Source organism: Fructilactobacillus fructivorans (assembly GCF_000814735.1).
In the GTDB taxonomy this organism is placed as follows: Bacteria; Bacillota; Bacilli; order Lactobacillales; family Lactobacillaceae; genus Fructilactobacillus; species Fructilactobacillus fructivorans.
In genome coordinates, this window is sequence record NZ_JOJZ01000024.1 from 178,460 (window position 1) to 190,786 (window position 12,327).

Consider the following 12,327-nt stretch of genomic DNA (forward strand, 5'->3'; position numbering starts at 1 on the left):
ATTAATAAGGAAAGAAGTGAAAAATCATCTTTTCAATTAGTTCTATTATCATTATGTTGGTAGCTAGTATCTTGGGTGGAATAATGAACGGAATCGTCGGGATGGCCACCGTGGCTTTGTATCCGGCGTTACTTTACGTCGGCGTTCCCCCAATCATTGCCAATGTGACCATTACTGTTGGTCTCTTGTTCAGTGACTTTAGTGCCGTTCTCTCGTCACGACGAGAATTTAAACGCGTGGTTCCCGAAACCATCAAATTTTCCACTTTAATCACGGCCGGAGCCATCGTTGGGGCAATCGTTCTTCTCTTTAGTAGCTCCAAAAGTTTCAAGGAAATCACCCCAGTAGTCATTCTCTTATCTGGAATCTTAATGATGATTCCCAAAAAAGATAACACCCACAAATCAATTTCTAAGATTGTCCTCATCATTTCAGCCATTGCTACTCTGCTAGTTGGGGTCTACGTTGGTTACTTTGGAGCCGGAGCCGGGATCCTGATGACCGCCGTTCTGTCCATCTCAAACGACTATGAATACGCCGAAAACAACGCGGTCAGAAACGTTTCCGCCCTCTGTGCCCATATTGTTACTGTCATTATCTTCATCTTTACGATGAAAATCGAATGGCTCATTGTTCCCTTAATCGCCATTGGACTTTTTGTTGGTGGATATCTGGGACCAATTATCGTCAGATACGTTCCATCCAAAGTCATGCGTTACGTTGTTAGTATCTTTGCCATCGTGGTAGCGCTGATTTTAGGTTACCAAGCGTTCTTTTAAATTAATTTCCTAAAGTTGATCAATACCGTCATGACGGTAACTTGTTTCATAATATTCAAAAAATTACAACAAAGTGGAATTGAATTTTATCAAGTTTATGATAATATTAATTATAATATGAAGCTTTAAATGGTTCAGAGAAGCCACAAGCATAACATGTTATACATAAATGATTGAACAATTGTGTTCTCATGCTATTTTGTGCGGTGAATCTGGGCCTCGCAGAATTAATGGGAGGACAATTTTTTTATGCCAAAATTGACAAAGTATCAAAGACGAATTACGTGGTCAACCGGGATTGGATTCATCCTTGAGCGAATGGACGCGATGTTCATGTCGCTGGCACTGGCTTCAATCATCATTACTTTACATATCTCAAAGGCTCAGGGTGGCCTTCTTCCAGCCATTACTGCCATCGGTTCTATTTTTGGTGGAATTGGCTTTGGTGCCCTTGCTGATCGCTACGGTCGTGTCAAGACCCTGTGCTGGACCATCATTATCTACGCCATCGGAACGGCCGGAATGGGACTTACCAATTCCTTCTGGATGCTGTGCCTCTTTCGAATTATCATCGGAGTAGGAAACTCTGGTGAATATGGGATCGCCATCACCATGCTAAGTGAAGCCTTCTCAAAGAAATACCTTGGTCGATTATCAGCTGCCGCAGGAGTCTGTGGTCAAGTTGGTTCAATTGTGGCTTCACTGTTATCGGCATTTATCCTGCCACGTTTTGGCTGGCACGTGCTCTTCTTCATCGGGATCATTCCCGTCGTCTTAGCCTGGTTTATCAGATTTCATTTACCAGAAAGTAAAGAATTTACCGAAAACCGGGACGCCATTGAAAAAGATCCTAATCGTGACTTCAGCCACTGGACCGAACTCTTCGCTACCCCAGCTGAATGCTTTCTAACGATCAGAATCATGATCATGTTCATGATTCACATTGCTGGATACAACGGTCTCATTAGTTGGTTACCGTCAATTGCCCAAGAACGAATGAACATCTCGGTGGCCGGATCATCACTTTGGATGATTGCCACCATCATTGGGATGTCACTTGGAATCATGTGTTTCGGAATTGTCCAAGATCACCTTGGAAGTCGATTGGCTTATGGAATCTGGCTTTTAGCCGCTGCCGCCTCGGTCTTCTTACTGATCATCGCCCAGAACAAGTTAGAATTCCTGATCGGTGGTGGAATCGTTGGTTTCTGTTCTGACGGAATGTACAGTGGTTATGGCACCATCGTCAGCAAACTCTACCCCACCGAAATCAGAGCCACTGCTAACAACACCATCATGAGCATTGCCAAGAGTGTTGGCAGTTTTTCCACCGTCTTAATCGGATTCTTAATGGACCACTTTAGCCTCATGGCTGTTATCCTATTCTTAAGCGGGATTTACCTCGTTAGTTTTGTTATCATGCTATCAATCAAAGAACTAAAGCACGAAAATAAAGCTCCCGTAACTACAACTGAAAATGCTGAAAAGGTGGCACAATAATTTGAAAGTTCGAATCTTATCAACCAGCGACGTTCACGGATACGTGTACCCTACGAACTACACCACGCGTGACAACCATTCCTCTCTTGGGATGCTTCAAGCTGGTTCCATCATTAAAAACGCTAAAAAAGATGAAAGGGATGACGAAATCGTCATTGCCGTCGAAAACGGCGACTGGATTCAGGGATCGCCCTTTTCAACTTATTTATCAGAACAAGCTGCGACCAAGCAAGGAATTCTAAGTGAAATCGCCGCTAACGTTGGCTACGATGCTGCAACGCTTGGTAACCATGAATTTAACTATGGTCAGGATTACATCAGAAACGCGGAAAGCAAACGCAACTACCCCATCGTGAACGCCAACATTGAGGGCGCAGTTGATAATCAAATTGCCGACCAACCGTACGTGATCGTTGAAAAGAAGGGCTTAAAAGTTGCCATTTTAGGACTGACCACTGCCTTCATCCCCAACTGGGAACGGCCTGATAACATTAAGGGTCTTGCGTTTCAATCGGCCTTAGCAACCGCGAAAAAATTCGTACCCGAATTACGTAAACAAGCTGACGTTGTGATCGTTACTTATCACGGTGGCATCGAAGCCGATCCTCAGACTGGCAAACCAACCGAAAAATACACCTCAGAAAATGAAGGGTACCGGATTGCCACTGAAGTACCTGGAATCGATGCCCTAATCACGGGTCACCAACACCGCCAGCTGGCAGCCAAAATTAACGGAGTACCGTTCACCCAACCCGGCGTCCATGGCAGTGACGTTGGTGAGATTGATTTGGATTTAAATGAACAGAAGCAGATTATTAATAGTTCAAGTCATCTCATATCAACTAAAGATACGCAACCGGACTTCGATTTAATTTCCAGTAATCAGATTGAAGACGAAGTACAGGACTGGCTCGATCAACCCATGGGACAAGCCACTGGGGCCAGTATGATCATCAATGATCCGATGAAAGTTCGGACGAACAACCATCCCTACATTGATTTCATCAACAAGGTGGAAATGAACGCGATGGGAATTGACATTGCCGGAACCGCCCTCTTCAACGATGACATCAAAGGATTTCATCATGACATCTCGATGCGCGAAATCATTAATGGTTATAGTTATCCCAACACTATCATGGCCGAAGCAATCACTGGTGCTGAGTTGAAACGAGCACTCGAAAAATGTGCGGCGTTCTTTAAGCTCCAAGACGACAAAATCGTCATTGATCCAAAGTTTGTGGCACCAAAGATGCAACTCTTTAACTATGATATCTACAGTGGCATTGACTACGAGTTCGATATCTCAAAGCCAGTTGGCAAACGGGTCGTCAAACTGAATTACCATGGAAAACCCGTTACTGCTAATCAAAAACTTCGAATTGCCTTAAATAATTACCGGGCCATTGGCGGTGGCGACTACGACATGTTCAGTGCTAAGAAGGTCGTAAACGAGAGCCCCGATAGTGCCTCGGACTTAATCGTTAAGTACTTAAAAAAGCACGATCCGTATGAAGCCACTACGCCACACAATTTAAAGGTTACGAAATAAAAAGAGTTTCCAACGTTAAAATTGGAAACTCTTTTTGTGTCTACTCGTCTTCGTTAATAATCTTATTGATAAACTCCTTAGTTCGCTCATTTTCGGGATGGTCGAACAACTGGTCAGGGGTATTTTTCTCCTGAATGTAACCGTCCGCCATGAACCAGACTTCGTCAGCAACCTTTTTAGCGAACCCCATTTCATGGGTAACGACGACCATTGTCATCCCCTCGTTCGCTAATTCCTGCATTACCTCAAGCACTTCCCCAACCATCTCGGGATCAAGCGCACTCGTTGGCTCATCAAACAGCATTACCTGCGGATTCATTGCCAGAGCTCGGGCCATGGCCACCCGTTGGGCTTGTCCACCTGAGAGACTGGAAGGATAGACATTCGCTTTTTCTTTTAACCCCACTCGGTCCAACAATTTAAGCGAAACTTCCGTAGCTTCTTGGTCCATCATGTGCTTTACTTTTTTAGGTGCAAGCTTCATGTTATCTAACACCGTCATGTTAGGAAAAAGATTGAAACTCTGGAAGACCATCCCAATTCGTTCACCAAGCGTGGCCACTTCTTTATGGGTGAATTTGGTTAAGTCTTTGCCATCGAAGATAATTTGTCCACTGGTGGGTTGTTCTAGCATATTGAGGCAACGAAGAAAGGTACTCTTTCCGGATCCAGATGGACCAATCACACAGATTACCTGCCCGGTTTGAATGTTTCCGTTAATGCCCTTCAAAACTTCATTTTCGCCGAAAATTTTCTTTAAATCATTTACCTGAATTAATGCTTGCTCACCATTCTTAGTCATGATTCATCCTTCTTTCAAAGTAGTTTAATACTCGAGACAACGAGAACGAGAGGATGAAGTACAGTATCATGGCGACTGCGATTGGAGCTACCCCTCTGTAAGTATCGGCACGCACGATGTTTAGTTCGTAGACGATTTCGGTCACTCCGATAATGGAAACGATCGAGCTGTCCTTGATGATGGTAATAAATTCATTGCCAAGGGCGGGCCAGATGTTCTTGAAAGCCTGCGGCAAGATGACCGAGGCCATCATGTCTTTCTTGGATAGTCCCAAACTTCTAGAAGCTTCCGATTGTCCCTTGTCAACGGCGTTAATCCCACCTCTGATAATCTCACTGACGTACGCGCCACTGTTCAGTGAGACGGCAATGATTCCGGCGGTCAATGCGGGAATGTTAACTAAAACTCCCAGTCCGAAATAAACGAACAGGACTTGCACCATCATTGGGGTTCCTCTGACAAATTCCGTATACGCAATTGAGGGCCAACTTAAGAACTTGTACTTGGATAGTCGCATCAAAACCAAGATAATCCCGAGGATAATCCCAAAGAAGACGGAAACAACTGAGATGATTAACGTATACTCAACCCCAGTAGCAAAGTACTTCCAGTAGTGCCACATTGAGGTATTATTGGTGTTAACTTTCATGTGCTTTCCGGCGTCCTTAAGGTACTGTGGGATTAAATTCTTTTTGTGGATTTGATCGATACTCTGATTAACGGCGTTGACCAAGGAAGTGTTCCCCTTTTTAAATGCGATTGCGGTCCCAACGTCATTTTTGTTTAACTTGTATCCTGAATCAATGGCCTTTAAATCGTGGTCATTAGCGACGTAAGCCTGGGCGACTGGTTTTTCCACTCCGACAGCCGCTACTTTATGGGTCTTAAGGGCGAGAACCAGATCGGGTGTTTTGTCCATTCCAACGACGTGGGCGTTGGGGATGTCTTTTTTAGCTAAACTCTGTTGCAGGGTTCCGGTCTGAGTTCCGACCTTCTTGCCCCTTAAACTATTCTTATTTTTAATTTGACCAGCATCATTCTTGTTGATTAAGAAGTCTTGACCACCACTGTAATAAATCTTGGAAAAATCAGCATTCTGCTTCCGTTCGGGAGTAGGATTAATACCACCAATGGCCATGTCAATCTTACCGGACTGAACGGCCACAAGCAGTGATTCAAAACTCATATTCTTAATCTTTAGCTTAACGTGGAGGTTCTTGGCAATTTGTTTGGCAATGTCAATATCCATCCCGACATCCTCCTGATTGCCGCCCTTATTTACCTGAAACTCAAACGGTGGGTAGTCCGGTGCCGTTCCCACCGTCAAAGTTCCTGACTGTTTGACTCGGTTCAATGATTGATCGTCAGCATGTGCTGGTCGTCGTGCTAGTAAACTCCCCATTCCAACTATGACAACGACTAACAACAACTGCATGACCGTCTTTAAATTCGACTTGCCCATTGAACTTCATCTCCTTAAGGTTTTCTTAATTAATTTTTCAAAGTGTACCACCTGTGAAATTAATTGCAAATCTAATTTAAGTTTACTTAGTAACAAAGAAGCAAAAAAGACTGAAGCCATGCGACTTCAGTCTTTTTTATTAATTATTTTAATTCATGCTTAGCGCGCTCGATTTGTGCTCTAACCTGCTTAAATCCAGTTCCACCTTCCGAGTTGCGACGCTCTACGGCTACTTCAGGGTCTAACTCTCTGTAAACATCATTTTGGATTACAGGTGAGGCTTTTTGTAACTCTTTCAGACTCATGTCCTGCAAATCACGATGCGTTTGAATACAGTTTAGGACCAACTTTCCAACGATTCCGTGAGCTTGCCTGAACGGAACGCCCTTCGCTGCCAAGTAATCAGCAAGTTCAGTGGCGTTTGACAAGTCATGCTTGGTACTATCACGCATCTTGTCCTTATTGACTTTCAGCGTTGCAATCATCCCGTTAAAGACTTTCAAGGCGGGGAGCACGGTTTTAACCGCATCGAAGACCCCCTCTTTGTCTTCCTGTAAGTCCTTATTGTAGGCAAGTGGTAGTGATTTCATGGTTGCAAGTAGTCCCATTAAATCGCCGTAGACTCGTCCCGTCTTACCACGAATTAGCTCAGCCATGTCAGGATTCTTTTTCTGAGGCATGATGGAACTTCCCGTCGAATACTCGTCACTGATTTCGAGGTACTGAAACTCATAACTGACCCACATGCTAATTTCCTCACAGAAACGGGACAGGTGCATCATCAAGATGGAACAGTTACTTAAAAACTCCAACGCAAAGTCTCGATCGGACACGGCGTCTAATGAATTCGCATAGACCTCGTCAAAACCAAGTTCTTTGGCAGTATACTGACGGTCAATGGGAAAAGTGGTTCCGGCTAACGCAGCTGCCCCTAGTGGCAACATGTCGGTATGCTTTTCGTTGAACTCAAATCGTTCCTTGTCCCGTTTAAGCATCTGATAATAGGCCATTAGATAGTGTCCGTATGAGATGGGTTGGGCATGTTGAAGATGCGTATACCCTGGCATGATGGTCTCGACGTTTTCCTCCGCCATTTTAACCAGCGTCTTCTGTAGGGTCGTAATCTCATCAATAATTTTTGGGAGGCGCCTCTTTAAGTACAGGTGAAAATCAGTAGCAACCTGGTCATTTCGCGAGCGAGCCGTGTGCAATTTCCCAGCAACTGGTCCAATGCGATCGGTGAGAATCTTTTCAATATTCATGTGAATATCTTCGTTCTCTTTGGAAAACTTAACTTTCCCCGCATGGAGATCCTTTTGGATTCCCTCTAGACCAGCCACGATCTGTTTCACATCCCCAGACGAAAGAATGTCGGTCTTTTCCAGCATTTTAACGTGTGCCAGAGATCCCTCAATATCCTCGTCAGCCATTAACTGGTCAAAGGAAATGGAGGAACCAAAATCGTCAACTGACTCATCGGGCTGTTCGGTAAAACGGCCGCCCCATAATCGATCGCTCATTTGCTCTGGTCCTTTTGTTTGGCGTTCTTGATCTGCACTTGGGAATTAACCTTGGTTGGCAGACCCCACAATTTGATAAAGCCCTTGGAAGCTACCTGATCAAATGAATCCGATGAGGTGTAAGTAGCGAGATCCTTATCGTAGAGTGAGTTCTGCGACTTTCTGCCCAGCACAGTGACGTTACCCTTAAAGAGTTTGACCCTGACCACACCGCTGACGTTCTTTTGGGAATCTTTCAAGAATGCTTGAAGTGATTCCATCAGGGGTGAGAACCAAAGACCATCGTAAATGACTTCACTGATTTCATTTTCAACCAATGGTTTAAAGTGAGCTAAACCCCTTTCAAAGGTTAGATCTTCTAACTCTTTGTGGGCTTTCATCAATACTTCAGCTCCAGGAGTCTCATAGACTTCTCTAGATTTGATTCCGACTAATCGGTTCTCAATGTGGTCAATTCGACCAATCCCATTTTCACCGGCAATGGTGTTGAGCTTCTGAATAATCTCAGAGAATTTCATTGGTTTTCCGTCTAAAGCAACTGGTAATCCCTTTTTAAAGGTGATTTCTAATTCGGTTGGTTCATCAGGAGTATCTTCAACCGGTTTGGTCATATCATACGCGTCCTCGGGAGCACTTACCCATGGATCTTCCAACACTCCAGCTTCGTTCGCACGACCCCAGATGTTACTGTCAATTGAGTAAGGAGAATTGAGATTGATTGGAATATCGATATTGTGATCCTTAGCATAAGCAATCTCGTCTTCTCTAGACCAGTGCCAGTCACGAACTGGACTTAACACGTCTAAGTCGGGGGCAAGGGCATGAATAGCAACCTCAAATCGGACTTGATCGTTTCCCTTTCCGGTACAACCGTGCGCAATTGCGTCAGCGCTCTCTTCTTTGGCAACTTCAACCAATTTCTTGGCAATCAATGGACGTGACAAAGCCGAAACAAGTGGGTAAGCACCTTCATACATGGCATTCGCCTGTAAGTCGACCGAAGCATAATCGTCAGCAAATTCATCCTTAGCGTCAATAACGTATGAGCGGACAGCTCCCACCTTTAGCGCTTTATTTTTAATGAATTCTGGATCCTTGTTTTCACCGACGTTAATGCAGGTTGCGATAACGTCGTATCCCTTATCAGTTAACCAGGCAATGGCAACCGAGGTATCAAGACCACCAGAATATGCTAGAACAACTTTCTTCTTTTTATCTGACATTACTAATTCACCCTTTTCTTTTTAAGATTGCTCTAAGAGTACTCCACCGATATTGATTTTTCAACCACCTTTGGTAAAAAAATCACATAAGGAGAAATTAGAGGTTCTCTTCAATTTCCTGGTCACTATCATCCGGGAGCTTCGAATCGGCATGACGCATCCCGTAAACAAAGTAGATGATGACCCCAATTAGGAACCAAACGGCCGAGTAGATTTTAGCCTGGACATCCAATCCCATGAAAACGGCAAATGAACCAAAAAAACCGAGAATGGGCAAAACTGGATAGAATGGTTCTTGGTATGATGCTTTTGGCAAGGTTTTTCCTTCCCGTCTTCTCAGTGGATACATAGCAAGTGAGACAGCCATAAAGGCGATCAGGGTCCCAGCTGAAATTAATTGAGCTAGGAAGGTAAATGGGAAGATTGCTCCCAGAATAATTCCAATAATGGTGATGATCCACAGTGCATTGCTTGGGATCTTTTTCTTATTTACTTTTCCCACCATTTTGGGCAGCATCTTGTCACGACCAAACGAGTAGATCAAACGAGATCCTGCCATCATCATTCCAATCAAAGCTACCAGCATACCGCAAACGGCGACGGCTTGAACGACTGTCGCAATAACAGTGTGCCCGCTTTCTCTAAGAGCCCAGCCAACTGGTTCAGCATTATTCGCGTACATGGTGTATTTGAACATTCCGACCATCACAAGTGAGACACAAATGAAGAAGATGGTCGCAATTATCAAAGAACCAATGATCCCTCGTGGCATCGTTTTTTGCGGATTCTTAGCTTCGGCAGAGTTGGAAGCAATTGAGTCAAAACCAATGTATGAAAGAAAAATCGTTGAAATGCCAGCGTAGATTCCCTGCCAGCCACCAAAGACGGTCCCATCCGGATTCGGGTGACTCTTGGGGAAAAACGGCACGTAGTTTTGGGCTTTGATCGCCGTTGCGCCCACCACAATAAAGGCAACGATTGCCAACAACTTCAAAACCACCAAGATGTTAGACACTTTAGTGGTCTGCCGATCGCCTCTTAACAGGATGTAAGTGACGAGCGCCACCACGATCACAGCAATGATATCAATCACACCACCATTAGTTCCAAGCGGTGACGCCAGGGCTTTCGGTAATGCAATTCCTAGCGGAGAAATCAGACCTTGAACGTTGGACGAGAGTCCGGCCGCCACGAAGGCCACGGCAATTAAATATTCGGCTAGCAACGCCCAACCAACGATCCATCCCCAGAACTTTCCAAACAAAACGGAGATCCAAGAATAGGCTGATCCCGCAAACGGTAGGACAGAAGCCATTTCGGCGTAGTTCATGGCCACCAGTCCGGCGACCAAAGCGGCTAAGATAAAGGGAACCACCACGGCAGGTCCAGTATACTTAGCGGCCACAATTCCAGGTAACGTGAAGATTGAGGTCGAAAGAATCGTTCCAAGTCCCAGTGCTAAGAAATCTTTAACGGTCAACGTTTTTTCCAAATTTTTATCCTTGGCCATATAAAAATGAAAATTAACTTTTTCATTCATTTTTTTCCAAATATTTTTCATGTCCCAAACTCCTTCGATTTTCAACGTATTAGTTGGTAGATGTATGCACGCTTCCTTAATTACCCCTGATCACTCCCTTTGAAATAAAAAAGTCCCCCAGTTTCAATAACTGGAGGACAAATATCATTAACCCCCACAGCTATTGACGAAAAACTGTGAGGACTCGAAGAAGAAGTTAGCTCTGACTGAAAAGCATCTTATTATCCACACAATTTTTGATGATTAATGTGACTAAGACGAATAATAAAATGCTAATCAAGTAAAATGCAGTTGTAGTCATCGCTGAAACTTCCTTTCATTAGTTTTATTGATTGTAAGTTGAAATGAGTAGTTCTGTCAATAACTTTTTGTCAATTTCTTAATCAGTGAGTAAATAAAAGCTGAAATCGGAATAAAATCTGATTTCAGCTTTTATTTTTATGCTTTTTTCGCTTTGACTCGCTTAACGTAATTGTCAGCTTGTTTACGGTTAAATTCATGTTCGGAGCTACCAACTACCACAGTGGCAAGTGAATTACCCACCACGTTAACTGCCGTTCTTCCCATGTCAATGAAACGATCAATTCCCGCAATAAAGGTCAAACCGGACATTGGAACTCCAATGGTCGAAATGGTGGCAAGTAATACCACAAATGATGCTCCGGGAACTCCCGCCATTCCCTTTGAGGTAATCATCAGAACAATCAGTAACGTCACTTGTTGTCCAATTGATAAGTGAATATTGTAAGCCTGCGCTAAAAAGAGGGCCGCTAGTGACTGATAAATGGCTGATCCATCAAGGTTAAAGGTGTATCCAGTCGGGATTACGAACGAAACGATCGAAGGACTGACCCCAAAATGGTCCATTTTTTGAATCATCTTTGGCAGGACAGCCTCTGAACTGGCAGTTGAAAACGCTAAGACAATTTCATTTTTAATGACCGCTAGTAGATCGGAGAGTTTAAAGTGACATAGTCGTGCCACAATTCCCATCACTACCAGTACAAAGATTAACATGGTTAAGTAAACCAAGAACACAAAGTAACCTAGCGGTAGTAAAGCTTTAATTCCAAGCTCTGCTAGAGTCACTCCGATTAGGGCACACACTCCAATGGGAGCCAGGTGCATCACCCAGTTCGTGATTTTAAACATCACTTCTGAGACAGCACTCATGAAGTTAATGATGATCTGTCCTTTTTCACCGATTGCTGCCGTTCCAAGTCCGAAGAAAACTGAAAAGACGATAATGGGCATCATATCGCCTTTACTAAGTGAAGCGAAGATATTTGTAGGAATCAGGTTCATGATCATAGACCAAATTCCGGTGTTTTTCGACTGTTTGGCAGTCGCTATGTATTGACTAATGTCAGTTGATCCATGCATTTGATGCACATTAATATAGGTTCCTGGATGAGTGATGTTGGCGACGAAAAGGCCCAGAATAATGGCTACGGTCGTCATTAATTCAAAGTAAACCAGAGTCTTAATTCCAATCCGACCAACTTTTTTGATGTCACCCATTCCTGCAATTCCGACCGTTAGACACGAGACCACAATGGGCAAAACGACCATTTGAATCAAACTAATGAACATTGTTCCAACGTTTTGCATCACATTGATGGCAGTCTTATTTTGATAAAAAATAACCCCAAAGAATATTCCTAAAAATAATCCAAATACGATTTGCCAACCGAGTGAAAAACGATACCAACGTTGCTTTTTCATGTAAACCACCTCTTAGCTTAATTATTGGTAATTATACACCCACTTTTGGGCACAAAAAAAGAGCTTCTAACCAAATGGTTAAAAACTCTGGGTTGCGTGGCAACGTCCTACCCTTGCAGGGGGCGATCCCCCAACTACTCTTGGCGTACTGAAGCTTAACTTCTGTGTTCGGCATGGGAACAGGTGTATCCTTCAGGCTTTCGCCACCACACTTAGAAAGAACT

At 43.8% G+C, this 12,327-nt stretch carries 9 protein-coding genes and 1 rRNA gene; 3 read left to right on the forward strand and 7 right to left on the reverse strand.

Annotated elements, in window-relative coordinates; genetic code table 11:
• Positions 1-53: 53 nt before the first annotated feature.
• From LfDm3_RS06570 to LfDm3_RS06580, 3 genes are all read left to right on the forward strand, one after another.
• Complete coding sequence (locus LfDm3_RS06570; protein ID WP_082019982.1) at positions 54-779, forward strand: sulfite exporter TauE/SafE family protein; 726 nt, start codon at positions 54-56, stop codon at positions 777-779.
• A 249-nt stretch (positions 780-1,028) separates the two neighbouring features.
• A complete protein-coding gene (locus LfDm3_RS06575; RefSeq protein WP_039145168.1) occupies positions 1,029-2,279 on the forward strand; it encodes an MFS transporter in 1,251 nt (416 codons plus the stop codon).
• Between the two features lies 1 nt (position 2,280).
• Complete coding sequence (locus LfDm3_RS06580; protein ID WP_039145169.1) at positions 2,281-3,831, forward strand: bifunctional metallophosphatase/5'-nucleotidase; 1,551 nt, start codon at positions 2,281-2,283, stop codon at positions 3,829-3,831.
• Between the two features lie 40 nt (positions 3,832-3,871).
• On the opposite strand, the gene LfDm3_RS06585 is transcribed toward LfDm3_RS06580, so the two are convergent.
• From LfDm3_RS06585 to rrf, 7 genes are all read right to left on the reverse strand, one after another.
• Complete coding sequence (locus LfDm3_RS06585) at positions 3,872-4,633, reverse strand: amino acid ABC transporter ATP-binding protein (RefSeq protein ID WP_039145174.1); 762 nt, start codon at positions 4,631-4,633, stop codon at positions 3,872-3,874.
• Positions 4,626-6,095 carry an ABC transporter substrate-binding protein/permease gene (locus tag LfDm3_RS06590; protein ID WP_039145177.1) on the reverse strand — a complete coding sequence of 490 codons (1,470 nt, stop codon included), beginning with the start codon at positions 6,093-6,095 and terminating at the stop codon, positions 4,626-4,628. Before LfDm3_RS06590 ends, LfDm3_RS06585 begins: the two co-directional genes overlap by 8 nt.
• Before the next feature lie 143 nt (positions 6,096-6,238).
• A complete protein-coding gene (gene argH / locus LfDm3_RS06595) occupies positions 6,239-7,615 on the reverse strand; it encodes an argininosuccinate lyase (protein ID WP_039145180.1) in 1,377 nt (458 codons plus the stop codon).
• Positions 7,612-8,838: an argininosuccinate synthase gene (locus LfDm3_RS06600; RefSeq protein ID WP_039145181.1), complete on the reverse strand. Its 1,227-nt coding sequence runs from the start codon at positions 8,836-8,838 to the stop codon at positions 7,612-7,614. The genes argH and LfDm3_RS06600 overlap by 4 nt, the downstream gene beginning before the upstream one ends.
• 97 nt (positions 8,839-8,935) lie before the next feature.
• Entirely contained in the window at positions 8,936-10,399 is a 1,464-nt protein-coding gene (locus LfDm3_RS06605; protein ID WP_039145183.1) for an APC family permease, read from the reverse strand.
• 417 nt (positions 10,400-10,816) lie between these two features.
• Entirely contained in the window at positions 10,817-12,103 is a 1,287-nt protein-coding gene (locus LfDm3_RS06610) for a cation:dicarboxylate symporter family transporter (protein WP_039145185.1), read from the reverse strand.
• Positions 12,104-12,197: 94 nt separating this feature from the next.
• A 5S ribosomal RNA gene (rrf, locus tag LfDm3_RS06615) occupies positions 12,198-12,314 on the reverse strand.
• Between the last annotated feature and the right edge of the window lie 13 nt (positions 12,315-12,327).